20 protein-coding genes are annotated in these 22,890 nt (G+C 73.1%); 7 read left to right on the top strand and 13 right to left on the bottom strand.

The features are described 5' to 3' along the window. Positions 1 to 23: 23 nt before the first annotated feature. Positions 24 to 3,314, bottom strand: coding sequence for a bifunctional lysylphosphatidylglycerol synthetase/lysine--tRNA ligase LysX (gene lysX / locus ACGFRG_RS22655; protein WP_361418834.1), 3,291 nt, complete (start codon positions 3,312 to 3,314; stop codon positions 24 to 26). On the opposite strand from lysX, the gene ACGFRG_RS22660 reads away from it, so the two are divergent. Beyond that, complete coding sequence (locus tag ACGFRG_RS22660) at positions 3,313 to 3,837, top strand: universal stress protein (RefSeq protein WP_393266488.1); 525 nt, start codon at positions 3,313 to 3,315, stop codon at positions 3,835 to 3,837. The two genes, lysX and ACGFRG_RS22660, sit on opposite strands and share 2 nt — an antisense overlap. 54 nt (positions 3,838 to 3,891) lie before the next feature. Here the strand turns inward: ACGFRG_RS22660 and ACGFRG_RS22665 are convergent, their stop codons facing one another. Next, the gene (locus tag ACGFRG_RS22665) at positions 3,892 to 5,106 is read right to left on the bottom strand and encodes a CapA family protein (protein WP_393266491.1); all 1,215 of its coding nucleotides are present in this window, start codon (positions 5,104 to 5,106) and stop codon (positions 3,892 to 3,894) included. 268 nt (positions 5,107 to 5,374) lie between these two features. Here ACGFRG_RS22665 and ACGFRG_RS22670 point away from each other — a divergent pair, with 268 nt between their 5' ends. After that, positions 5,375 to 5,959, top strand: a complete 585-nt coding sequence (locus tag ACGFRG_RS22670) for a sigma-70 family RNA polymerase sigma factor (protein ID WP_393266671.1) — start codon at positions 5,375 to 5,377, stop codon at positions 5,957 to 5,959. On the opposite strand, the gene ACGFRG_RS22675 is transcribed toward ACGFRG_RS22670, so the two are convergent. Continuing rightward, positions 5,878 to 6,066: a zf-HC2 domain-containing protein gene (locus ACGFRG_RS22675; RefSeq protein ID WP_361418843.1), complete on the bottom strand. Its 189-nt coding sequence runs from the start codon at positions 6,064 to 6,066 to the stop codon at positions 5,878 to 5,880. The genes ACGFRG_RS22670 and ACGFRG_RS22675 overlap by 82 nt on opposite strands. A gap of 121 nt (positions 6,067 to 6,187) precedes the next feature. On the opposite strand from ACGFRG_RS22675, the gene ACGFRG_RS22680 reads away from it, so the two are divergent. Then, positions 6,188 to 6,679: a hypothetical protein gene (locus ACGFRG_RS22680; RefSeq protein ID WP_393266494.1), complete on the top strand. Its 492-nt coding sequence runs from the start codon at positions 6,188 to 6,190 to the stop codon at positions 6,677 to 6,679. A 24-nt stretch (positions 6,680 to 6,703) separates the two neighbouring features. Here ACGFRG_RS22680 and ACGFRG_RS22685 read toward each other — a convergent pair whose 3' ends face one another. Beyond that, positions 6,704 to 7,474 (bottom strand): LytTR family DNA-binding domain-containing protein, encoded by a 771-nt coding sequence (locus tag ACGFRG_RS22685; RefSeq protein ID WP_361418849.1) that lies wholly within the window; start codon positions 7,472 to 7,474, stop codon positions 6,704 to 6,706. 86 nt (positions 7,475 to 7,560) lie between these two features. Between ACGFRG_RS22685 and ACGFRG_RS22690 the strand changes: the two genes are divergently transcribed. Beyond that, positions 7,561 to 8,208, top strand: a complete 648-nt coding sequence (locus tag ACGFRG_RS22690; protein WP_361418852.1) for a zf-HC2 domain-containing protein — start codon at positions 7,561 to 7,563, stop codon at positions 8,206 to 8,208. 33 nt (positions 8,209 to 8,241) lie between these two features. Here ACGFRG_RS22690 and ACGFRG_RS22695 read toward each other — a convergent pair whose 3' ends face one another. The 5 genes from ACGFRG_RS22695 to ACGFRG_RS22715 all read right to left on the bottom strand — a co-directional run bounded on the left by ACGFRG_RS22695 (position 8,242) and on the right by ACGFRG_RS22715 (position 14,624). After that, positions 8,242 to 9,102, bottom strand: a complete 861-nt coding sequence (locus ACGFRG_RS22695) for a DNA-formamidopyrimidine glycosylase family protein (protein WP_361418855.1) — start codon at positions 9,100 to 9,102, stop codon at positions 8,242 to 8,244. Positions 9,103 to 9,140: 38 nt separating this feature from the next. Continuing rightward, positions 9,141 to 10,700 (bottom strand): wax ester/triacylglycerol synthase family O-acyltransferase, encoded by a 1,560-nt coding sequence (locus tag ACGFRG_RS22700; protein WP_393266499.1) that lies wholly within the window; start codon positions 10,698 to 10,700, stop codon positions 9,141 to 9,143. Positions 10,701 to 10,859: 159 nt separating this feature from the next. Beyond that, complete coding sequence (locus ACGFRG_RS22705; protein WP_393266503.1) at positions 10,860 to 12,899, bottom strand: SpoIIE family protein phosphatase; 2,040 nt, start codon at positions 12,897 to 12,899, stop codon at positions 10,860 to 10,862. A 37-nt stretch (positions 12,900 to 12,936) separates the two neighbouring features. Beyond that, a complete protein-coding gene (locus ACGFRG_RS22710; protein WP_393266506.1) occupies positions 12,937 to 14,250 on the bottom strand; it encodes a DUF6777 domain-containing protein in 1,314 nt (437 codons plus the stop codon). A 212-nt stretch (positions 14,251 to 14,462) separates the two neighbouring features. Then, a complete protein-coding gene (locus tag ACGFRG_RS22715; protein WP_188272606.1) occupies positions 14,463 to 14,624 on the bottom strand; it encodes a hypothetical protein in 162 nt (53 codons plus the stop codon). Positions 14,625 to 15,018: 394 nt separating this feature from the next. On the opposite strand from ACGFRG_RS22715, the gene ACGFRG_RS22720 reads away from it, so the two are divergent. Then, positions 15,019 to 15,537, top strand: a complete 519-nt coding sequence (locus ACGFRG_RS22720; protein ID WP_393266674.1) for an inositol oxygenase family protein — start codon at positions 15,019 to 15,021, stop codon at positions 15,535 to 15,537. Positions 15,538 to 15,593: 56 nt separating this feature from the next. Here ACGFRG_RS22720 and ACGFRG_RS22725 read toward each other — a convergent pair whose 3' ends face one another. Together ACGFRG_RS22725 and ACGFRG_RS22730 are read right to left on the bottom strand one after the other, a co-directional pair. Then, positions 15,594 to 17,120 carry an SDR family NAD(P)-dependent oxidoreductase gene (locus ACGFRG_RS22725; RefSeq protein ID WP_361418867.1) on the bottom strand — a complete coding sequence of 509 codons (1,527 nt, stop codon included), beginning with the start codon at positions 17,118 to 17,120 and terminating at the stop codon, positions 15,594 to 15,596. Positions 17,121 to 17,314: 194 nt separating this feature from the next. After that, complete coding sequence (locus ACGFRG_RS22730; RefSeq protein WP_361418870.1) at positions 17,315 to 18,007, bottom strand: (2Fe-2S)-binding protein; 693 nt, start codon at positions 18,005 to 18,007, stop codon at positions 17,315 to 17,317. Positions 18,008 to 18,310: 303 nt separating this feature from the next. Between ACGFRG_RS22730 and ACGFRG_RS22735 the strand changes: the two genes are divergently transcribed. Further along, positions 18,311 to 19,318 (top strand): DMT family transporter, encoded by a 1,008-nt coding sequence (locus tag ACGFRG_RS22735; protein WP_393266511.1) that lies wholly within the window; start codon positions 18,311 to 18,313, stop codon positions 19,316 to 19,318. Here the strand turns inward: ACGFRG_RS22735 and ACGFRG_RS22740 are convergent. After that, positions 19,288 to 20,505, bottom strand: coding sequence for a peptidoglycan DD-metalloendopeptidase family protein (locus ACGFRG_RS22740; protein ID WP_361418876.1), 1,218 nt, complete (start codon positions 20,503 to 20,505; stop codon positions 19,288 to 19,290). The genes ACGFRG_RS22735 and ACGFRG_RS22740 overlap by 31 nt on opposite strands. 212 nt (positions 20,506 to 20,717) lie before the next feature. Between ACGFRG_RS22740 and gndA the strand changes: the two genes are divergently transcribed. Next, positions 20,718 to 22,160 carry an NADP-dependent phosphogluconate dehydrogenase gene (gndA, locus tag ACGFRG_RS22745; RefSeq protein WP_361418879.1) on the top strand — a complete coding sequence of 481 codons (1,443 nt, stop codon included), beginning with the start codon at positions 20,718 to 20,720 and terminating at the stop codon, positions 22,158 to 22,160. A 43-nt stretch (positions 22,161 to 22,203) separates the two neighbouring features. On the opposite strand, the gene ACGFRG_RS22750 is transcribed toward gndA, so the two are convergent. Further along, positions 22,204 to 22,860, bottom strand: a complete 657-nt coding sequence (locus tag ACGFRG_RS22750) for an aspartate/glutamate racemase family protein (RefSeq protein WP_393266677.1) — start codon at positions 22,858 to 22,860, stop codon at positions 22,204 to 22,206. Positions 22,861 to 22,890 lie beyond the last annotated feature (30 nt).

Raw genomic sequence — 22,890 nt, forward strand, 5'->3', positions numbered from 1 at the left:
CCGACGCGCGGGCCCGGACCGTCTCAGTGGCGGCGGACCAGGGGGAACGGCAGTGTCTCACGGATCGTCAGGCCCGTGAGGAACATGACGGTGCGGTCCACCCCGATGCCGAGCCCGCCGGTCGGCGGCATGGCGTACTCCAGCGCGTCCAGGAACTCCTCGTCCAGCTCCATCGCCTCCGGATCCCCACCGGCGGCGAGCAGCGACTGCGCGGTGAGCCGCCGCCGCTGCTCCACGGGGTCGGTCAACTCCGAGTAGGCGGTGCCGAGTTCGGTGCCGAACGCCACCAGGTCCCAGCGCTCGGCGAGCCGGGGGTCGGCGCGGTGCTGGCGGGTGAGCGGGGAGACCTCGGTCGGGAAGTCCTTGTAGAAGGTGGGCAGCTGGGTCTTCTCCTCGACCAGGCGTTCGTACATCTCCAGGACCACGTCGCCCCGGCTGTTGTCGGGCGTGTGCGGGACGCCGGCCCGGTCGCACAGCCGCCGCAGCACCTGTTCGTCGGTGTCGGCGTCGACCTCCTCGCCCAGCGCCTCGGAGAGGGCCCCGTACAGCGTCTTGACCGGCCAGGGACCGGAGATGTCGTGCTCGACGAGCCGCCCGTCCGGGCCCGCCTTGCGGGCGACGGGCGCGCCGAACGCGGCGGTCGCCGCGCCCTGGATCAGCTCACGGGTCAGATCGAGCATCACGTCGTAGTCGGCGAAGGCCTGGTACGCCTCCAGCATCGTGAACTCGGGGTTGTGCTTGTACGAGACGCCCTCGTTGCGGAAGGTGCGGCCCATCTCGAAGACCTTCTCGACCCCGCCGACGCACAGCCGCTTCAGATACAGCTCGGGCGCGATCCGCAGATAAAGGTCCAGGTCGTAGGCGTTGATGTGGGTGGTGAACGGGCGCGCGTTGGCGCCGCCGTGGATCTGCTGGAGCATCGGCGTCTCGACCTCCAGATAGCCCCGGTCCAGCAGGCCCTGGCGCAGTGCCTGGACGGCGGTGGAGCGGGCCCGTACGACCTGGCGGGCCTCGGGGCGGACCACCAGGTCGAGATAGCGCCGGCGCACCCGGGCCTCCGGGTCGGCGAGGCCCCGCCGCTTGTCGGGCAGCGGCCGCAGGCACTTTCCGGTCATCTGCCAGTCGGTGACGAAGAGCGAGAGCTCGCCCCGGTCGGTGGTGCCGGTGGTGCCGGTCGCGGTGATGTGGTCGCCGAGGTCGACGTCGCGGGTGAACCGGTCGAGCACGGCCGCGCCGGTGCCGTCCCGGGTGAGCGCCAGCTGGAGATCGCCGGACCAGTCGCGCAGTACGGCGAAGACGACCCCGCCGAAGTCGCGTACGGCCAGCACGCGCCCGGCCACGGTCGCGTCCGTCCCCGGCCCGGCGGCCCGCAGCCGCTCCAGGGTGTGGGTGCGGGCCGGGATGACCACCGGGTACGGCTCGGTGCCGTCGGCCCGCAGCCGCTCCAGCTTGCGGTGGCGCACCCGCACCTGTTCGGGCAGCTGCCGCTCCCCCGCCGTGCCGTCCGCGCCGGCCCCGGCCAGGCCCAGCGCCTCGATCGACGGCAGGCCCTCGGTGGAGCCGGGGCTGGTGACGCCGCTGGGGCGCCCCTTGCCCCAGAGCTTGCGCAGACTGGGTACGGAGACGAAGCCCTCGGCGATGCCGGAGGCGAGGCCGACCCGGGCGAGCGAGCCCGCGTCCCCGTAGCAGAGGAACCGCGGGAACCACTGGGGCTGGTACTTCACGTTCGAGCGGTACAGCGCCTCCAGCTGCCACCACTTGGAGAAGAACAGCAGCAGCCGGCGCCACAGCCGCAGCACCGGGCCGGCGCCGATCCGCGCGCCCTCCTCGAAGGCCGAGCGGAACACGGCGAAGTTCAGCGAGATCCGCCGTACGCCCAGCTTGGGCGCCTGTGCGCAGAGCTCGGCCACCATGAACTCCATGACGCCGTTGGGCGCGCTGCGGTCGCGCCGCATCAGGTCCAGCGAGATGCCGTCCGGGCCCCACGGCACGAAGGAGAGCAGCGCGATGAGCTTGCCGTCCGCGTCGAACGCCTCCACCAGCAGGCACTCGCCGTCGGCGGGGTCGCCGAGCCGGTCCAGGGCCATGGAGAAGCCGCGCTCGGTCTCGGTGTCGCGCCAGGCGTCGGCCCGGTCGACGATCTGCTGCATCTCCTCGTCGGTGAGCGCCGAGTGGCGGCGGATGCGGGTGGTGGCGCCGGTTCTGGCGACGCGGTGGACGGCCTGGCGGGTGACCCGCATCTCGCGTCCGTCCAGGTCGAACCTGGCCACGTGCAGGATCGCCTCGTCGCCCAGCTGCATGGCGCTCAGGCCGTGCCGGGCGTAGACGGTGGCGCCCTCCTCGGAGGCACCCATCACGGCGGGCGCCCAGGCGTACTGCTTGGCCACGTCCAGCCAGGCGGCGATGGCGGGCCCCCATGCCTCGCGGTCACCGACCGGGTCGCCGCTGGCCAGCGCGACCCCGGCCTCCACCCGGTAGGTGACGGCCGCCTTGCCGCTCGGCGAGAACACGACCGCCTTGTCGCGGCGGGTGGCGAAGTAGCCGAGCGAGTCGTCGCGGCCGTAGGCGCGCAGCAGCGCGCGGATGCGGGGCTCCTCGTCGCCGTGCAGCGCGGCCTCCATGCGCTGCGAGCGAAAGAGCGTGGTGGCCGCGCTGAGCAGGGCGATCGCGCCGAACAGACCGAGGAAGAAGTACAGCGGGCGCGGTGGGCGACCGTCGAACTGGCCGTTGGAGGCGAGGCCGCCGAGCACCCGGTTGGTGGCCCACAGCAGCCGCTGGCCGCGCGGGAGCGTACCGGGGAAGATCTCCACCAGCGCCCAGCCGGCCAGGACGCCGGCGGCGAGCCCGAGCACCAGGACGAGCAGGGACCGGTGGACGGCGCCGCGCCGGGTCTCCGCGTAGAACTCGCCGCGCGCCAGGATCAGCACCAGCAGGGCCGCCCCGCAGACGAACCCGTTGGCGGCCCACGTCCACTGGGCGACCGTGAGCAGCAGCAGGTCGGCGGCGAAGAGCAGGCCCAGATAGCCCACCACCAGCCACCAGGCGACCTTCTTGCGGGCTCCGATGGCGGCGGCGAGCAGCAGCAGGAAGACGGCGTACGCGAGGTTGGCGCTGACCGGGACGGTCACCCGGTCGAGGAACCAGGAGACCGGCCGCAGCAGGTGCCGCAGGGCCGGGAACAGCGCGATGATCCCGCAGAACAGTCCGAGCCCGGCGAAGAACATGGCGAACGCCTCCGGCACCCGGGTCAGGAACCGGGACCGGGCGGGCGGATGGGCCCGTGCGGGTATGGGCGCCCCCTCGGTGACACTCATGCCTTGCACTCTAGGGAGCGGCGCGCCGGGCCGCCTGTCGGACACGGCCCGCCGTGGGGCTAGCCTCGTTCGGGTGACAGCACCCTTCGAACGTGGTACCGACGGTCCCAAGGTCATCGTCGTCGGAGTGGACGGCTCCGACTCCTCGCTGCGGGCGGCGGCGTACGCCAGTGGTCTGGCCCGGCGCCAGCACGCGCTGCTCGCGGTGGTCTACGTCCAGCCGCTGGTCACGGCGGGTGCCGCGATGGGCGCGCCGATCGCGGACACGACCGGGGAGATCGCCGAGGGCCTGGTGGCGGAGATCCGCGCGGCGGCGGAACGGGTGCGGGACATCTGGACCGTGCGCTGGGAGTTCCACACGCTGCGGGGCGAGGCGTACAGCGGTCTGGTGAAGGCGGCGGACGAGCTCAAGGCGGACGCGGTGGTGGTCGGCGCGTCGGAGTCGGCGGGCCACCGCATCGTCGGCTCGGTGGCGGTACGCCTGGTGAAGGCGGGGCGCTGGCCGGTGACTGTGGTGCCGTAAGCCGTCCCGTGCCTCAGCTCCGGCCCACGTCGAGCGGGGAGCCGGGAGCGGCCCTTACCGGTCCGCCATCGTGAGGCCGTCCTTCCCCGCGCCCCGGCTCAGCACCGCCTCGCGGATCTCCGCCTCGGCGTCCTTGTAGTCCGCCCGGTCCGGCGCCGCCTTCAGCGCCTCGGGCAGGTCCATCACGCGGCCCCGGTCGACGTCGATCCACTGCGGGATGAACTCCGCCTTGGTGACCTCCCACCGCGCCCCGGGCCGTACCGGCGGCGCGAACGTGAAGCGGCCGATCGAGCTCATGTTCCCGCGCGCGTCGCGCTCGTCGTTGTTGTTGAACATCTCCCCGGCGATCTGGTCGCCCTCCCCGTAGACGATCCAGGTGCCGTTGACCTTCTCGTACGGCTGCGGGATGTGCGCGTGCGTGCCCAGGATCAGGTCGATGTCCGGCCGGTCGCCGGTCTTGGACGCGGTGAGCGCGCGGCCGAGCCGCAGCTGCTGCTCGTCGGGCTCGGTCTGCCACTCCGTGCCCCAGTGGACACTGACGACCACGATGTCCGCGCCCGCCTTCCGGGCCGCCCGCGCGTCCGCGATGATCTTCTGCTCGTCGATGAGGTGGACGGCCCACGGCTGGCCGTCGGGCATGGCGTAGCCGTTGGTGTCGTACGTGTACGCCAGCTGGGCGACCTTCGCGCCGCCCGCCTCCAGCAGGGCGGGGCTCGCGGACTCCCTGGCCGTGCGGCCGGAACCGGTGTGCTTGAGTCCGGCCTTGTCGAAGGCGCGCAGCGTCCGCGCGATCCCCTCGGCCCCGTCGTCGAGGCTGTGGTTGGACGCGGTCGAGCAGGAGTCGTAGCCGGTGTCCTTGAGCGCGGCGGCGATCTGCGGCGGCGAGGTGAACGCCGGATAGCCGGTGAAGGGCCCGCCGTCCGGCCCGTACACCGTCTCCATGTGACAGATCGCCAGGTCGGCGCGGGAGACGATGGGCTTGACCCCGGCGAGCATCGGCCGGAAGTCGTATCCGTCGCCGCCCGCGTCGGCGGCGGCGCGCTGGATGGTCGAGGTGTGCGGCAGGACGTCACCGGTGGCGACCAGCGTGAACGGGCGCGGCGCGGCGGGCGCGGCGCCGCTGGCCGGTGACGGCGTGTCCAGCCGCCCGGAGCCCCGGTGGTGGTGCGGCACGCGGGTGACCGCCCGGTGCTCCCCGGCGCACCCGGCGGTCACGGCGAGGACGAGGGCCGCGAGAGCCGCCGTCCGCCGTGTGGTTCTCTGCGTCATGGCGCGGACTCCAGGGGTCTGACATGGCGGTATGACATGCCTGATGGACTAGCAGTTGTCCATATAATGCATATTTGTTCCATTTTCCGAACCGTTCGCCGCACCATTCGCCGCCCCATTCGACCGTTCGTCGCATGTCGTGGTCCGGCCGCTGTCCCTCGTCGCCCGATTGCGCTCGGATACGGGCTGCGGCCCGCGGACTTCTCGGGGAGGGGCGAACACGGTGAGCAGGGGTTTCTCGGAAGCGGCCGGCCTGTGCGCGGCCCCGGTGCGGCGGTACGCGCGCGAGCCCGACCTGGCGGCGCTCCAGCGCGAACACGGACCCGCCCTGATGCACTTCCTGCTCGGGCTCACCTACGGCGACCGCCAGCGCGCCGAGGATCTGCTCCAGGAGACGCTGGTGCGGGCCTGGCAGCACCCGGAGGCGTTCGACGGCCCGTACGCTTCGATGCGGCCGTGGCTGTTCACCGTCGCCCGGCGCCTCGCGATCGACGCGCGCCGCACCCGCCTCGCGCGGCCGGTCGAGGTACCCGACACGGTCCTGGACACGCCGGAGCAGGCGCAGGACGACCACGCCGAGCGGTCGGCGGCGGCGCTCGACGTCCGGGAGGCGGTGCGCACGCTCAGTCCCGAGCACCGGGCGGTGCTCGCGCAGATCTACTTCCGGGGGCTCAGCGTCGCGGAGGCCGCCGAAGTCCTGGGGGTCCCTGCCGGAACCGTCAAGTCCCGTTCGTACTATGCTCTTCGGGCCCTGGCGCGGGTCCTGCCGGGCTACTCGTCCGGCGGATCCTCGGCCAGGTCCTCCTCAAGGAGCAGGGCCAGCATCGAGGGTGTCTCCGCGACCTCCAGGTAGGCCGCGCGGCAGCCGGGACAGCTGCGCAGATGCCCGGCGACCCGGCGGTCCTCGTCCGGTCCCAGGGCGCCGAGGACGTAGGCGCCGAGCAGCTGCCGGACATGCATGGGCACCTCGTGTCGGGTGACGGATCCTGCCCTTCTGGCCACGGCGGGCACGCGCCCCCGGTTCAATGCTCCCTGGAGCTCCCTGGAGCGCCTGGACAGTCGATGAAAGAGGCGAGACGGAATGCGTCCGGAGGGTACGAACGGGACCAGCGGTGGCGAACTGCTGGTACCGATGGCATGGATGTACGCGGAGTACATCGCCGACGAATTACTGCGCACCGGCGATCTCATGCCGCCGACGACGCTCGAATTCAGGGCCGGACGCAACGCACTGGCGTTGACGATCTTCCTGTCGGACGGCGCGGTCGGCGGCGCACGCGTGGTGGCGCGGCTCGACGAATGGAGTTCACTGACCGCGGCCGGCCGGCCGTGGCACAGCTGGGTCCGCGAGCGCCTTGAGGAGCGGGCGGCGGCCGGGTCGGGCCCCGATCTGGCGCTGGCGCTGGACGCGTGGCGCTGGCTGGAGGAGACCGAACTGCTGGCCGCGGACCTGGACGCGGTGGTGCCGGGCGGGGTCGATCCGCTCGCGGAGGCCGAGGACGAGCCGCGGGTGTGGACCCCGGCCTGGGAACTCGGCCTTCCGCTGGGACATCTGGCGATCCACCTGTTCTGACGCTCAGTCGAATCTGATGGGTCGTCAGCGCCCGCCGCGACGCAACAGCTGGTCGCGGAGGGTACGCGCATGGCGGCGGCTGACGGGGAGCTCGGCCCCGCCGATGCGGACGGTCATGCTGCCCGCGTCCAGACGCAGTTCGTCGATCCGGGCCAGCGCCACCAGATGGCTGCGGTGGATGCGGACGAATCCGCGCGAGCGCCAGCGGTCCTCAAGCGTGGAGAGCGGCACGCGCACCAGATGGCTGCCCGCCGCGGTGTGCAGCCGGGCGTAGTCGCCCTGCGCCTCGGCGTACGCGATGTCGGCGACGGCCAGGAACCGGGTGACGCCGCCCAGTTCCACGGCTATGTGGCCCGCGTCGGTCTCCTGGACGGGCTGGCCGGAGACTGATGGCGGCGTGCGCTCGCCCGACAGTTCGGCGACCCGGCGCACCGCCTCGGCCAGGCGTTCCCTGCGTACCGGCTTGAGGACGTAGTCGACCGCCTTCAGGTCGAACGCCTGGACGGCGAAGCCCTCGTGCGCCGTGACGAAGACGATCAGCGGCGGCCGGGCGAACCCGGCGAGCAGCCGCGCGATGTCGAGCCCGGTCAGCCCGGCCATGTGGATGTCGAGGAAGACGACGTCGACGCCCCGCTCGTCGTGCGGCCCGGCGTCCAGCGCCGCGCCGATCAGCCGCAGGGCGTCGGTGGCCCCGGTGGCGCCCTCGGCGCTGCGGATCCTCGGGTCCGCGCGCAGCAGGTACAGAAGCTCTTCGAGGGCGGGGGCCTCGTCGTCGACCGCCAGTACGCGCAGCATGCGCTCGGATTGTAGGTGCGCCCGCGCCTGCGTGTCCCCTCCCGTGTGACTTGAGTGATTGGGGCCCCGTCTGCGTACCAGACGGCATGAGGCCGCTGGAACTCCACCGGGACGTCGGGGCGTACGCGCTCGGTGTACTCGGTACCGCCGACACCTTCCGCTTCGAGGAGCACCTGGCACACTGCGCGCGCTGCGCGCGGCTGCTGCGGGAGCTGGGAAGCGTGGAGGCGCTGCTCGCCGCGTACGTGGCCTGGACGCCGCCCGGGGTGGACCCGGTCGCCACGCCCTCGCCCGCGCTGCTGCACTCGGCGCTCGGCGCGGTGGACGTGCGGCGGCGCAGGCAGCGCCGGACGCGGGCCGGACTCCTGGTGGCCGCGGCGGCGCTGGTGGCGGGCGCGCCCTTCGCGACCCTCGGCCTGCTGTCCGGACCGGCCTCGCCGCACTGGGCGGCGGTCGCGTCGGCCCCCGGCGTCACGGCGACGCTCGCGGCGGCCCCCGCGGGCTTCGGCACCGACGTCGGGCTCGATGTGGGCGGGGTGCGCGGCCCGGTGGTGTGCACGCTGGTGGCGGTGGGGCGCGGCGGCGAGGTGGACACGGTGGCCACCTGGGCCGTACGGGACGCGGGGACGGTACGGATGCGGGGCGCGGCGGCGCTGGCGCCGGGCGACATCGCGCGCTTCGAGGTGCGTACGAGCGACGGCGCACGCCTGGCCACGCTGAGCCGGTCGGGATAGACCCGTGCACCTCAACTCACGTGCGTACGGCTTCTACTTGAGGAGTTTGGACATCCGGCGGTCGGCGAGGATCTTGCCGTCGGTCTGGCAGGTGGCGCAGTACTGGAGCGAGGAGTCGGCGAACGAGACCTCGCGGACGGTGTCGCCGCAGACCGGGCAGGGTTCGCCGGTGCGCCCGTGCACCCGAAGACCGCTCTTCTTCTCCGCCTTGAGCCGCCCGGCGGCGAGCCCGTGCGAGCGTTCCACCGCGTCGGCGAGGGTGGTGCGCAGCGCCTCGTACAGGGTGGTGATCTCGTCCTCGGTGAGATGCGCGACCGGCTTGAACGGCGACATCTTCGCGGCGTGCAGGATCTCGTCGCTGTAGGCGTTGCCGATCCCGGCGATGAGCGTCTGGTCGCGCAGCGCGCCCTTGAGCTGACGCCGCTCCCCGGCGAGCAGAGCGCCGAGCTGGTCGCGGCCGAAGCCGGGGGCGAGCGGGTCGGGGCCGAGCCGGGCGATGCCGGGCACCTCCTGCGGGTCATGGACCAGGTACACGGCGAGGCTCTTGCGGGTGCCCGCCTCGGTCAGGTCGAACCCGGCCCCGCCCGCCAGCGCGACCCGCAGCGCGAGCGGCCCCTTGCCGGGGCGCGGCGGGTCGGTGGGCAGCGCGTCGTGCCAGCGCAGCCAGCCCGCGCGGGCCAGATGGACGGCCATGTGGAGCCCGTCGGCCTCGATATCGAGGAACTTGCCGTGCCGTGCGACGCCGGTCACCGTCCGCCCGTCGAGCGCGTCGAGCGGTGGGTCGTACGTCTTGAGGACGCTGATCGCGACGGGCCGCGCGCGCTCGATCCGTTCGCCGACCAGGTGGACGGCGAGGAAGTCGCGCAGCGCTTCCACTTCGGGCAATTCCGGCATACGCCCCAGATTAACCGGGGCGGGGCGCGGGTTCCCGGTCAGCGCTCGCCACGGGCGGCCGGGGACGCCGGGGCGACGGCCTCGGCCAACGCGGCCAGCTCCTCGTGCAGAGCTTCGGCCAGCCGGTCGAGGTCGGGCAGCGCCTTCCCGTCCGCCACCAGGCCCACATGGACCCGGCCCCCGTACGTCGACAGGGCGACCGCCAGGGACTGCCCGCGCGCCAGCGGCGCCATCGGGTAGATCTCGCGCAGCGGGCAGCCGCCGAGCGAGAGCTCGGTGCGGGGCAGCGGCACGCTGGTGACCAGCAGGTCGAAGAGCAGACGGGCCGCGCCCTGGGCGAGCGGCGCGCCGAACCGGTGGGCCAGCGGCGGCAGCCGGTCGGCGAGCACGGCGACCGCCCCCGCGCCCCGCCCGGGCCCGGCGGCCTTGTTCCGCTCCATCGCGACGCGTACGGCATGGAGCCTGGCGACGGGGTCGGGCTCGGCGACCGGGAGGCCGAGCAGGTACGCGGAGAGCTTGTTGCCGGAGCCTGGTGCGGCGCCCGGGCGCCGGCGCGAGACCGGGACCAGGGCGCGGGGCGCGGCGCCGGGCAGCGGCGAGCCGCGTTCGAGCAGCCAGCGCCGCAGCCCGCCCGCGACCACCGCGAGCAGCACATCATTGGCGGTGCCACCGAAGGCCCGGCGCACCCGCTGCACCTCGTCCCCGTCGAGCACGGCGGTGGCCAGCCGCCGGGTGCCGCTGGAGTCGGCGGCGAGGGCGGAGGCGCCGCCGAACTCGATCCGGCTGGCCCGCACCACGCTGGCGCCTATGCCGACCGCCCGGGTGGCCTCGCCGACCCGGTCGCGGGCGAACCCGGCGACCTCGCGCGGGCCGGGCAGCCAGGACCTAGGGCCTGTCCGGTGGATCTTGCCTGGGACGCGCGGGTCTGGCACGCACATCTGCCGCGTTGTCGTCGGTTGCCGACGCTCCGCGTCGCCGCCCTCCTCCGCCTTGCAGCTGCACGCACCAGCCCCCCGCTCACCAGCACCGAAACGGCACCCCGCACCGAAGGCGGCCAGATCCACCGGACAGGCCCTCGACGGAGCGGGACGGCCGCGCCGGCGGGGTGCCGCGGCCAGCTGGTCGAGGATGCCCGCGACGATGGCGACGGCCCGCATGCCGTCGGCGAGCGCGTGGTGCAGCTTGACCAGGACCGCGAAGGGCGCACCCGGGCGCCCGTCGTCCGGGCCGGTCAGGACGTACATCCGCCAGGGCGGCAGGCCGCGTTCGAGGGGCCGCTCCATCAGCTCCCCGGCGGCCCGGGCGGCCTCGGCCGCGAAGTCGGCGCCGGGCAGTTCGATCCGGCGCACATGGCGGTGCACGTCGAACTCCTTGTGCGTGACCCAGGCGGCCCCGCCGACCGGGAGCCAGACGCCGCGCACCCGCATCCGCAGCCGCCGGATCGCGGCGGCCCGCTCGGCCAGCAGAGCGAGGATCCGCTCGCCGTCACAGCCCGGGCGGGACTCGAACACCGCGAGCGCGCCCAGGTGCATGGGGTGCTCGGCGGATTCGAGGTGCCAGAACGCCAGGTCGAGAGGGGCCAGAAGCTCGCTGCTCAAAGGGTCCTCGTATCAGTCGCGAACGGGGAGGGCGGCGAAGCCGCCGACGCACGGGGCCGGTCGGCGACGCTGCCGACCGTACGAGTTCAGCAGTCAAGCGCGAACGTTCGGTTACGGTCAAGTACTGTCGCGTTACGTATGGTTACCGTCAGGTAGCCGTCAATTCGCGGCGCGCTCCGGCACGATGAACTCGCACCACACGCATTTGCCGCTCCCCCGCGACTCCACGCCCCACACCTCCGCGAGCCGGTCCACCAGCATCAGGCCGCGCCCCGACACCCCGGAGTCGCCCGCCTCGCGGCGGCGCGGCAGGGCGCTGGAGCGGTCCTCGACCTCGACCCGCAGCCGCCGTTCGGGCCCGGCCAGGACCCGTACGGTCACGATCGCGCCGCCGTCGGTGTGCATCAGCGCGTTGGTGATCAGCTCGTCGGCGGCCAGCTCGATCTCGTCCGCGCGCTCCCGGGCGCCCCACGCCCGTACCGCGGCCCGGATCATATGGCGCGACGAGCTCAGCGCCTCCGGGTCGTTCTGCGCCACGTGCTGCTGGAGGCGGCCGCCGGCCTGCGGGGCCTCCGGGGCGAGCCGGCGCAGGAGCAGCAACGCCACGTCGTCGTCGCCGGCCCGGTCGTCGACCACGTCGCACATCCGGTCGGCGAGCTCCTGGAGGTCGGCGGGACCGGAGCGGACCAGCGAGGCGAGCAGCTGCATCCCGTCGTCGAGGTCGGCGCCCGGCTGCTCCACCAGGCCGTCCGTGAACAGCAGCAGGGTCTGTTCGGGCTCCAGCTCGACGGACGTGACCGGATATTCGAGGCGTCCGAACTCGGCCGAGAGGCCCAGCGGGAGGCCGCCCTCCACCGGGAGCCTGCGGCAGCTGCCGTCGGGGTGGCGCAGCAGGGGGTCGACATGTCCGGCCCGTACCAGCTGGACCACTCCGGTCGACAGGTCGGCCTCGGCGTACGTACAGGTCGCGAAGCGGTCGGTGTCCAGCTCGTGCAGGAACACGGAGGCCCGGGCCATCACGGTGGCCGGGGTGTGCCCCTCGGCCGCGTAGGCGCGCAACACGATGCGCAGCTGTCCCATCACGGCGGCGGCGTGCGTGTCATGGCCCTGGACGTCGCCGATGACCGCGCCGACCCGGCCGCCGGGCAGCGGGATGACGTCGTACCAGTCGCCGCCGATGTCCCGGCCCAGGCGTGCCGAGCGGTAGCGCACCGCGATCCGGGCGCCGGGCACATCGGGGATGCGGCGCGGCAGCATCGCCTGCTGCAGGCCCTCGGCGAGGTCGTGCTCCTGCTCGTAGAGCACGGCCCGCTGCAGGCTCTGCGCGATGGAACTGCCCAGCGCCACCAGGAGGTTGCGCTCGTCCGCCGTGAAGCCGGTCTTGTCGCTGTAGAGCAGGCCGAGCGCGCCGATCGGGCGGGCCTGGGCGATCAGCGGGAGATAGGCGGCCGCGGTGATGCCGAGGCCGCTGATGTGCGGCCACAGCCGGGGGTAGGAGCGGGCGAAGTCGTCCGGGGTCTGGATGAAGCGGGGCGCCAGGGTGCGCACCACCTCGCTCATCGGGTACTGCTCGTCGACGCGGGTCCAGCGCGTCCCCGGCACGAAGCTGTCGGCGGGGCCCTCGGCGACCAGGTGGATCCGGCCCGACTCCAGCAGACCCATCACCAGGCTGGTGGCGCCGAGGTGTTCCAGACCGTGCGAGCCGTTGAGCACGTCGATGACGTCCTGGACGGTACGGGCGTGCGCGAGGGCGGCCGTGGTGCTGTCGACCACGCCGGTCTGCCGGCGGTCCTCGTCGTCGCGGCCGGGGCGGGCGGTGGCGTCGGCGAGCTCCTGGGTGGCGTCGCGGACGACGCCGATGATGCGCCGCGGACGGCCGTCGTCGTCACGCAGCACACAGCCCTGGGTGTGCGCCCAGCGCTCACCGGCGTCGCGCACCCGTACCCGGAAGTAAGCGCCGTAGTGGCGGCTGCCGCTCTTGAGCGCCTGCGAGACCATGGCGTCGAGCCGGGCGCCCTCGCCCGGGACCACCCGGCTGCCCAGTGTCTCGGGGCGGCCGTCGTACTCCTCGGGCCGCAGGTCGAACACGGCGAGCGCGGACGGGTCCATGTGCAGCTGACCGCTGACGAGGTCCCAGTCGAAGGCGCCCATGCGGTTGAGGGCGAGGCTCAGACCTGGGTCGGCGGGCCAGTCGTCCATCGTCGTTCCGATCTTTGGGCCGATCGGGGGCATCCGGTCAGGTCAGCTGTCGGGCGTCCAGGGGTGGCTCGGTGTCGAAGTCGGAGGTGCCCGTCGGCATCTCGGTGCCGCCGGAGCCAGCCGACGGCTCCTGCGGGAAGACCGGCGCCGGCTCCGAGGGCAGCGTGGGCAGTTCGGTGGACGGCGTCGGCACCAGCGGCTCCGACGGGGTCGGCGGCACGCTCGGCGTGCGCGGCGAGGGCGACGGCGTCGTCAGCTTGGGCTTGACCGTGACGGTCTCCGTCGGGCAGCCCGAGGGCGTCGCCGCCACGTTGGGCGTGGTGCCGCCGGGGGTCGCCGCCACGTTCGGCGGGGTGCCACCGGGCGTCGCCGCGGCGTTGGGCGGGGTGCCTCCGGGCGCGACGGCCGGGGGCGACTGCGTCACGGTGGTGGTCGGGGTCCCGGGCGGGCAGCTGGTGCCGTTCGACGCGCTGGGCGAGTTCGGGGACGCCGAGGACTCGCTCGGCGTGGTGCCCGGGCTGGACTGCTCGGGGCTCACCGGGGTCGGCGTCTCCGGGACGACCGGCGCGGTCGGGTCGATCTGGATGTCGGGCCGGTCCCGGTCGCGCGAGCCGTTGTCACCCCTCCTGCGCTCGATCCAGGTGTTGTTGACGATGTTCACGATGATCAGGCTGTTGATCACTGTGGTGGTGCGGTTGATCACGACGGTCCGCTGCGGCTGGTAGCCCGGCCAGGACTGGCCCCGGGACGCGGCCCCCTGGGTCGCGACCGGCGGATTCAGCGGGTTGCCGCAGGCGCAGCGCACCCGCGGGATGCCGTGGTCGTCGACCATGACCGCGGTGCCGGCCTGCAGGACGGACTGGAAGGCGGTGGCATGGCCGTCCTTGAAGCCGTGGTTGGTGACCCGGGTGTCGGCCCGCAGCACCACCGGGGTGAGGCCGCGCAGGAACGAGGGGAGATCGTTCTGGTTGATCCCGACGGTCTCGGAGAACGCCCGCGCCTTGGCCCTGTCCGCGTTCAGGAACCGGATCTGCTGCTCCACGTCACAGCTGGCCACCGACTGCGTACCGCCGTAGAGGCCGGGCGTGGAGCCGGGGACCGAGTGGATCGTCTGCACGGGCGCCGACGGACTCGGGGCGCTCGGCGGTGGCTGCGAAGGGGTCAGCGGCTTGGCGGACTTGGCCGTCGACTCCGTGAAGGGGTCGGGGCCGGACGCGGCGACCGGCTGGAGGAACAGCTCCTTCTGGTCGGACGCGCTGTTCCCGCTGCTGCCTCCGCCACACGCGGCGACGAGGACGGCGAGGGACATGACGGTCGCGGCCAGGGTGAACCGGCGTGGGGTCGAGCGCACGTAGATCTCCCACCTTTTCGCCCCGAGTTACCCCCTATTGTCTGTCGGAGGTCGGGCGGGTCCGCAAGCGGACGGCCGCCTTTCGTACGCAACGCGGAGTGCGCGGGGCGCCCGCGACGCGCGGTGTGCGGGTGGCCGGACATGGATGTGCCCCCTGCCGGAGCAGGGGGCACATCGGGCACGGAACGGTGCGCTCAGCTCGCCCGGTTCACTCAGTCGATGCCCGGCAGGATGTGCGGCTCGGCGAGGTCGTCCTCGTAGCCGGCCAGCCGGATCGGGGCCGAACGGGCCCAGACCTCAAGGTTGCGGAGCTTCTCGGGCCGGCCGGTCCGGTCGCCGCCGCGTTCCGGCGTCCGCTGTTCGCGTTCAGTCATCTCTGGTGTCACCGCGCACTCCTCTGTGTCGCGTAACCCTTGGCGTGCCGACGGCTCCGGTCTCTTCCCGGTCGCCGACGCCCGAAGGGGGCAGGGGGCATGGGTAGTTCTGACGCGGTGGCGCCGGCACTCTGTCGGAAGCTCGGCCCAGTGTGCGGGCCGGTCCCGGAACGGGCATCGAGGACTGGTCGATCCTTTGATGGCTTCCGTCGGGGTCAGAGTAACCAAATGAGCGGTGTCCCGCTCGATAGGGCCACTTCCTTTGCGTCAACTTTCCTTCGCCGCACGTTCAACACGGTGTTCATCCAGCCATGATCTGCTGTTCGGCGACGTCCGCCACCCGTGAGGAGTCCTCGTGGACCTGTCGAGCCGGCCCCGGTCCGTCGATGAGCTGATGGACCTCCTGTACGCCTGCCGGGACGCCTGGGACACGCCCGACCGCAGCGGCGATCCGGTCGATCTGCACGACCACGCTTTGCAGACCGCCCATCTGCTGCGCCGCGCCCATCCGAGTGACAAGGAGCTCCAGCTCGCCGGGCTCGTACACGATCTGGGGCATCTGCTCCGTCCGGGTGACGACGCGGGCCACGCCGACCGCGCGGCGGACGCGGTGCGCCCGCTGCTCGGGGCGAGGGTGGCCAGGCTGGTGCAGCTGCACGTTCCGGCCAAGCGCTATCTCGCGACCGTCGAGCCCGACCGGACGCTGTCGCCGCAGAGCGAGCTGACCCTGCGGGCGCAGGGCGGGGTGATGTCGCCCGAGGAGGCGGACGCGTTCGCGCTCGACCCGGAGGCCGAGGCCGCGCTCGATCTGCGGCAGGCCGACGACGCGGGCAAGGTCGTCGGCCTGGACGCGGGAGTGATGGACGACTGGCGGCCGGTCCTGGAGCTGGTGGCGGCGCGGCACGCGCGCTGAGCGCCGCGCCGAGCCGCTGTCCTACGAGGTTTACCGCGAGGCGACCGCCTCCCGGCCTACCACTTGCCGGGCGCGTAGTCCTTCATGAAGACGCTGTGCAGGTCCTCGCCCGCCTCGCCGCGCACGATCGGGTCGTAGACGCGCGCGGCGCCGTCGACCAGGTCGAGCGGGGCGTGGAAGCCCTCCTCGGCGAGCCGCAGCTTGTCGTGGTGCGGGCGCTCGTCCGTGATCCAGCCGGTGTCGACCGAGGTCATCAGGATCTTGTCGGTCTCGAACATCTCCTGGCCGCTGGTGCGGGTCACCATGTTCATGGCGGCCTTCGCGGCGTTGGTGTTGGGGTGCCCGGCGCCCTTGTAGCCGCGGCTGAAGACGCCCTCCATCGCCGAGACGTTCACCACGTACGCGCGGCCGTTGGGCGCCTTGCGGGCGGCCTCGGCCATCACCGGGCGGAGCATGCTGATCAGGATGAACGGCGCCGTGTAGTTGCACAGCTGGGTCTCAAGGAGCTCGACCGGGGAGATCTGGTCGATCGACTGCACCCAGGTGTTGGTGTGGACGACGTCCGGGAGCAGGCCGCCCGCGTCGATGGCGGTGCCGTCGTGGTGCTTGGCGATGGTGGCGTTGCCCGCGACCAGGGCGAGGTCGGCGACCCGCTGGGCGTCCAGGCCGGAAGTGCCCAGCGGCAGCGCGGCGAGGCCGTCGACCGCGCCGGAGTTGAAGGCGCCGATGACGTGGTGGGCGGGCAGCTCACCGGCGGGCAGCGGCGCGCTCTCACCGTCGACCAGGGCCGCGTACGCGGTGGGCAGTCGGCGCACGGTCTGCGTGGCGTTGTTGATCAGGATGTCCAGCGGACCGTGCTCGGCGGTCTGCTCGGCCAGCGCGACCACCTGGGCCGGGTCGCGCAGGTCGATGCCGACGACCTCAAGGCGGTGCATCCACTGAGCCGAGTCCTCCATCGCCTTGAAGCGGCGGATGGCGTCCTTGGGGAAGCGGGTGGTGATGGTGGTGTGGGCGCCGTCGCGCAGCAGCCGCAGCGCGATGTACATGCCGATCTTGGCCCGGCCGCCGGTGAGCAGCGCGCGCTTGCCGCTGAGGTCGGTGCGGGCCTCGCGGCGGAACCGGTTCTCGGCGGCGCACTTCTGGCAGAGCTGGTGGTAGAAGTAGTCGACCTCGACGTACCGCGTCTTGCAGATGTAGCAGGAGCGCGGGCGCTGGAGTATGCCCGCGATCTCTCCGGTCGGGGTCGCGGAGGACGGCAGGATGCCCTCGGTCTCGTCGTCGATGCGCTCGGCGGAGCCGGTGGCGGTGGCGTGCGTGACGGCCCGGTCGTGGGCGGTCTTGGCGGCCCGGCGCTCCTGGCGCCGGCGCTGCTTCACGGTCCGGTAGATGGCGGCGGTGGCGCGGCGCACGGCGATCGCGTCCGGGTGGTCGACCTCGATCGTGTCGAGCTCGTCGAGCACGCTCAGACAGACGGCGAGCCGCTCCGGGTCGATCCCGGGGCCGTACTCCACGTCGGACTCGGCGGGCTCCTGGCCGATGCCGGGACCGTGCTCCTGGTCCTGGATGTCCTCTGTCACCGTCATCGCCGTCGCCGTTCCTCGGTCATGTGTGCGGTCGCGCCCGCGCGGAAGTTCCCAAAAGCGGAATCGTACGGAGCGAGGGCGCCGCACACCAAACCGCGCCCGTGATCAAGGGCCCGCGGGCCCCCTGGTCAGGCGCGGGACCCCAGGGCCTGTCCGGTGGGTCTTGCCTGGGACGCGCGGGTCCGGCACGCACATCAGCCGCGGCCCGGCGGGCGGTCGAAGACGCAGTCGCCGCAGAGGCCGCCGCCCGGGACGCGGTAGTAGAGGCAGCAGCTGCGGCGCCGGAAGGCGGGGCCGGGCAGGAGCGTGCCGGTGCCCGCCAGGTCGGGGTGGGCGAAGAGCTCGGCGCCGAGCTCCAGGGCACGGCGGGCCGCGTCGGGGCGGCCGCCGCGCCGTGCCCAGCCGTGGAGTTCGCGCACGGCTCCGGCGAGCGCGGATCCCGCGTTGCCCCACAACAGTCCGTACGGGAGCGGGGTGTCGCGCCGGAAGGCGTCGGCGAGCGCCGGCAGGTGGCCGTACTGGACACTCTCGCGGATCCGCTCGGCCGTGCCGGGCAGCGCGCGCACGCCGTCGAGCAGCAGGTCGTCGGGCGCGCTCCGCCCGCCGTCCCACGAGAGCGCGTCCGGCGTGAGATCGGGCACCTCGCCGTGGAGCACGGCGGGCCCGAGCGCGATCGACCAGAGCCGGGCGACCAGGCCGAGGTGGGCGATGGAGGCGGCCGTGCGGCGCTCGGGGGCGCTCAGGCGGGCCTGGACGGTGTCGATCCTGGCCGTCAGCGGGCCGCCCTCCCCCGCGTACAGGCGCGAGAGCGGGAGGTGCCCGCCGCCGGGCGATCCGGTGCGCAGCGCGAAGAACCCGCCCACCGACGCCACCGCCGTCAGATCCACCGCTCGTCCCCTCTTTGACGTTTCACGCCGACAGCCGCGCACGGCCGTGAGACCTGTCGTCCGCCCGCCGGAATCCCGGCGATTCTTCCAGATTTTCTACCGAACATACGTTCGACTACTATGCGACATCCCACGGCGTCGAAGTGGCCGAGAAGATCTCATCACACCCCCGCCGACCAGCAGTTGTACTAAATGCCCGATGTATGGGCGACTTCTGGAGTAGACGCCTACTCCTATGGCAGTACGTGTCAATGCGTGCTCAAGGACGACGACGTGAGGCGATTCACGAGAGATCGTGGATGCATGAGTGCCCTAGCCCTGTCCGTGCTGCTGTCCCTGATCTCCGCCGTCGCCTACGCGGCCGCGGCGATCGTTCAGGAGCGCGTGGCCGCGGCCACCCCCGACAGCACATATCTCCGCCAGGGCGCCTGGTGGGTCTCCGTGGCACTCAACGGCCTGGGCGCGCTGCTGCACGTGGTGGCGCTCGCCTGCGGACCGCTCACTCTCGTCCAGCCGCTGGGCGCGCTGACCATAGTGTTCGCGCTCCCGATGGCCGCCGTGTTCGTACGGCGCAAGGCGGGGGCGGCGGCCTGGCGCGGCGCGATCATGGCGACCGCCGGTCTCGCGGGGCTGCTCGCGCTGACCACCGACGCGGACGCCGACTCGGTCGACGGCGGTCAGCGCCTGATCCTCGCGGCCGCCACCTTCGCCGGGATGGCCGTGCTCTTCCTCGGCTCGCGGGCGGTGCACAAGCCGGTGCTGCGCAGTGTGCTGCTCGCCGCCGCGGCCGGTGTCTCGTTCGGCATGGCCTCGGTCTTCACCAAAGTGGTGGCCGAGGACTGGAACGACGGGCTGAAGCTCAGCGAGGTGCCCAGCCTGCTGGCCATAGCCGTGCTCGCGGCGGCCGGTCTGCTGATCTCCCAGGCCTCCTACCGAGGGGCCGGGCTCGCCGCACCGCTGGCGACCGTGACGGTGGTCAACCCGGTGGTCGCGGCGACCGTCGGACTCACCCTGTTCGGCGAGGAGTTCCGGTACGGCACGGCGGGTCTGGCCATCGCTCTCGCCAGTGGCGTCGTGGCGGCGGGCGGTCTGATCCTGCTCACCACCGAGCGGATGAGCAGACCCGCGCGCCGCTCACGGACCGAACGGGCCGAACGGACCGAACGGACCGAGCCGCAGACGACCGGGCGGCAGACGACCGGGCCGACGGCCGGGCGGCAGACCCTGCCGGGCATCCCGGCGCCCGGTCAGAGCGCCGAGAGCGGCGACGGCGCGGGCGATCAGAGGCTGACGCCGCCCGCCCTCAGATAGGCCAGCGGGTCGATGTCCGACCCGTACGCGGGTCCGGTGCGGATCTCGAAGTGCAGATGCGGACCCGTGGCGTTGCCGGTGGAGCCCGAACGCCCGATCCGCTGACCGGTGTTGATCTGCTGCCCGGCCCGTACGTTCACGGCCGAGAGATGGGCGTACTGGCTGTACCGGCCGTCGGTGTGCCGGATGACCACCTGGTAGCCGTAGCTGCCGCCCCAGCCCGCCTCGACCACCTTGCCCGCGGCGACCGCGTGCACCGGGGTCCCGGTCGGAACGGGGAAGTCGACACCCGTGTGATAGCCGCTCGCCCAGGAGGCACCCGCCTTGTGGTACGGGGTGCTGGGGTCGGCGTCGACGGGCGCGCTGAACGCGGCGGTCCGGTGCGAGACCGGCACGGTCTCCTTGTGCGGCGCGGGCTGCTGCTTCGGCTTGGTCTGCTGCTTGGGCTGCGGCTTCTGCTTCGCGGGTGACGGCTTGTGCGGTGGCTGCGGGTGGGTCCTGGGCGGGGTCGCCCGGCCCGGTAACGCCAGGCGCTGGCCGGGCAGTATCAGGTCCGGATCGCCGCCGACGACCTCGCGGTTGTCGGTGTACAGCTGGTGCCAGCCGCCCTTGACCTGCTCGGTGCGCGCGATACGGGAGAGGGAGTCGCCGGGGACGACGGTGTACGAGTCGCGCTTGCCGGGCACCTTGGTCGGGCTCGCCTGCGCGGCGGTGTGCGGGGTGACGTGCGCGGTGGTGTGCGCGGTGTGCGGCTTCGTCGGCTGCGAGTGGCGCACCTGGACATGGACCGCGGCGGCCGGGTGGGCGGCGGCCCGGGTCAGTCCGGCCTCCCCCGAACAGACCGGCCAGGCACCGGGCCCCTGGTCCCCCAGTACCTTCTCGGCCACGGCTATCTGCTCGCTCCGGCCGGCCAGATCGGCGCGCGGGGCGTACTGCCGCCCCCCGTACGCCACCCACGTCGACTGGCTGAACTGCAGCCCGCCGTAATAGCCGTTGCCGGTGTTGATCTGCCAGTTGTCGGTGGACTCGCAGGCCGCGACCTTGTCCCAGACGTCCAGCGAGGCGGCGTGCGCCGTGCCCGCGCCGATCAGCGGCAGGGCCATGCCCGCACCGCCCGCCGTCACCGTCAGCGAGGCCCGGTTGATACGGCTCGGCTGATACCGCCGGTGCCGCCCGCGTACGGACATGGGTCCCCCCTCGAACGCTTCAGGAGCCGCCAAAGTAGGGGCTGCGAAGACACCGTGACAAGAGTGCGTACGGGAGTGCGTACGGGGCATCACGCGCGCCCCTGCCACGGGCTCGCGGGGCGCGTGCGACGGGAATGCCGCCCGGGTCGCGCGACTTGGACTCTTCCGTAGGGTTGACCGAGCAGCGCACCCGAGCACCGAGGAGCAGTGCCATGAGTGGAACAGCCCAGATCGGCGTCACCGGACTCGCCGTCATGGGGCGCAATCTCGCCCGTAACTTCGCGCGCAACGGCCTCACGGTCGCGGTGCACAACCGTACGGCGGCCAGGACCCGGGCGCTGGTGGAGGAGTTCGGCGACGAGGGCACCTTCGTGCCCGCCGAGTCCGCCGAGGAGTTCGTGGCCGCGCTGGAGCGGCCGCGTCGGCTGGTCGTCATGGTCAAGGCGGGCGAGGCGACGGACGCGGTGATCGAGGAGTTCGCGCCGCTGCTCGACGAGGGCGACGTCATCATCGACGGCGGCAACGCGCACTTCGAGGACACCCGCCGGCGCGAGCGCGAGTTGCGCGGGCGCGGTATCCACTTCGTGGGCGCGGGCGTGTCCGGCGGTGAGGAGGGCGCGCTGCACGGCCCGAGCATCATGCCGGGCGGCTCGACCGAGTCGTACGAGTCGCTGGGCCCGCTCCTGGAGAAGATCGCGGCGAAGGCGCCGGACGGAACGCCGTGTGTCACGCACGTCGGTCCGGACGGGGCGGGCCACTTCGTGAAGATGGTCCACAACGGCATCGAGTACGCCGACATGCAGCTGATCGCCGAGGCGTACCACCTGCTGCGCACGGTCGCCGGGTACTCCCCCGCCAAGATCGCCGAAACGTTCCGGGGCTGGAACACCGGGCGCCTCGACTCGTATCTGATCGAGATCACTGCGGAGGTGCTCGCACACGTGGACGCGGCGAGCGGCAAGCCGTTCGTCGACGTGGTGGAGGACCGGGCGGAGCAGAAGGGCACGGGGCGGTGGACCGTGCAGATCGCGCTCGACCTCGGGGTGCCCGTCTCCGGCATCGCCGAGGCGGTGTTCGCACGGTCGCTGTCGGGGCACGAGGATCTGCGCGAGGTGTCGCGCTCGCTGGCCGGGCCGTCGGTGCCCGCACTGGGTGAGGCCGAGGCGGAGGCGTTCGCGGCGCAGGTGGAGCAGGCGCTGTACGCCTCGAAGATCGTGTCGTACACCCAGGGCTTCCACCAGATCCGGGCGGGCAGCGAGCAGTACGAGTGGGGTGTCGACCTGGGCGCGGTCGCCTCGATCTGGCGCGCCGGGTGCATCATCCGGGCGGCGTTCCTGGACCGCATCCGGGCCGCGTACGACGCACAGCCCGAGCTGGTGAGCCTGCTCGCCGACAAGCGGTTCGGCGAGGAGATCGGGGCGGCGCAGGACGACTGGCGCGCGGTGGTCGTGGCGGCGGCGCGGCACGGGGTGCCGGTGCCGGGCTTCTCGGCGGCGCTCGCGTACTACGACGCGCTGCGCGCCCCTCGGCTGCCGGCGGCGCTGACGCAGGGGCAGCGGGACTTCTTCGGGGCGCACACCTACCGGCGGGTCGACCGCGAGGGCTCGTTCCACACGCTGTGGGGCGGGGACCGGACGGAGGTCTCGGCGGGGTGATTCGTCGGCCCGGGGGCGCGAAGCCCCCGGGCCTACGCCCTGCTCACACCAGCCGGGCCGCCGCCGCGAGCCCCAGGCGCGGGCTGGTCAGGACCGGGATCTGCGACGGGACCAGCTCGGTGGCGGGGGTCATGGACGCCTGGGCCAGGACGATGGCGTCCGCGTCCCGCACCTCCTCGATGGCCTCGGCGACCGCCCAGTGGTAGCCCACCGTGTCGCCGGACTCGAAGAGCTTCCACGCCCGGTCCACCAGGACCGTGCGCGGGGACACCTCTCGCCCGGCCGCGGCCGCCTCCTCGCGGAGCAGCGCCAGCGAGGAGGCCACCGTGGACTCCAGGGCGGCGATGACGACGACGCGGGGTCCGTGCGCGACCGCCGCGGCCGCCATCGGGCGGTCCACGCGCAGGACGGGGATGCCGAGTTCGGCACCGGCCGCCTCCGCGATCGCGCCGATCGTCGAGCAGGTGCAGAGCACGGCGGTCGCGCCCTCGGCCACCGCCTCGCTCAGAACCGTCCTGGTGGCCTCGGCCGCGCCGGACGGGCCGGCTCCCTGGGCCCGGCCGAGCAGTTCGGGGTAGACCAGGTGGCGCAGTCCGAGGCCGGGGTGGTCCTCGTCCCGCAGCGCGTCGAAGACCGGGACGTGCACCATCGCGGTGTGCAGAACGGTGAGCTCGCTCACTGCGGGTCCGTCTTGTCGCATGTCGGGGGCGGGCGCGTCGGCCATGGGAAT

The organism is Streptomyces sp. NPDC048696 (assembly GCF_043198895.1).
In the GTDB taxonomy this organism is placed as follows: Bacteria; Actinomycetota; Actinomycetes; order Streptomycetales; family Streptomycetaceae; genus Streptomyces.

Coding starts and splice junctions, on each gene's coding strand:
- ACGFRG_RS22690 (WP_361418852.1), top strand. CDS start 7,561: ATGAGGCCGCTGGAACTCCACCGGGACGTCGGGGCGTACGCGCTCGGT.
- ACGFRG_RS22705 (WP_393266503.1), bottom strand. CDS start 12,899: ATGGACGACTGGCCCGCCGACCCAGGTCTGAGCCTCGCCCTCAACCGC.
- ACGFRG_RS22750 (WP_393266677.1), bottom strand. CDS start 22,860: ATGCGACAAGACGGACCCGCAGTGAGCGAGCTCACCGTTCTGCACACC.
- gndA (WP_361418879.1), top strand. CDS start 20,718: ATGAGTGGAACAGCCCAGATCGGCGTCACCGGACTCGCCGTCATGGGG.
- ACGFRG_RS22675 (WP_361418843.1), bottom strand. CDS start 6,066: ATGCATGTCCGGCAGCTGCTCGGCGCCTACGTCCTCGGCGCCCTGGGA.
- lysX (WP_361418834.1), bottom strand. CDS start 3,314: ATGAGTGTCACCGAGGGGGCGCCCATACCCGCACGGGCCCATCCGCCC.
- ACGFRG_RS22720 (WP_393266674.1), top strand. CDS start 15,019: ATGGACCTCCTGTACGCCTGCCGGGACGCCTGGGACACGCCCGACCGC.
- ACGFRG_RS22735 (WP_393266511.1), top strand. CDS start 18,311: ATGAGTGCCCTAGCCCTGTCCGTGCTGCTGTCCCTGATCTCCGCCGTC.
- ACGFRG_RS22685 (WP_361418849.1), bottom strand. CDS start 7,474: ATGCTGCGCGTACTGGCGGTCGACGACGAGGCCCCCGCCCTCGAAGAG.
- ACGFRG_RS22725 (WP_361418867.1), bottom strand. CDS start 17,120: ATGACGGTGACAGAGGACATCCAGGACCAGGAGCACGGTCCCGGCATC.
- ACGFRG_RS22715 (WP_188272606.1), bottom strand. CDS start 14,624: ATGACTGAACGCGAACAGCGGACGCCGGAACGCGGCGGCGACCGGACC.
- ACGFRG_RS22740 (WP_361418876.1), bottom strand. CDS start 20,505: ATGTCCGTACGCGGGCGGCACCGGCGGTATCAGCCGAGCCGTATCAAC.
- ACGFRG_RS22695 (WP_361418855.1), bottom strand. CDS start 9,102: ATGCCGGAATTGCCCGAAGTGGAAGCGCTGCGCGACTTCCTCGCCGTC.
- ACGFRG_RS22665 (WP_393266491.1), bottom strand. CDS start 5,106: ATGACGCAGAGAACCACACGGCGGACGGCGGCTCTCGCGGCCCTCGTC.
- ACGFRG_RS22660 (WP_393266488.1), top strand. CDS start 3,313: ATGCCTTGCACTCTAGGGAGCGGCGCGCCGGGCCGCCTGTCGGACACG.
- ACGFRG_RS22680 (WP_393266494.1), top strand. CDS start 6,188: ATGCGTCCGGAGGGTACGAACGGGACCAGCGGTGGCGAACTGCTGGTA.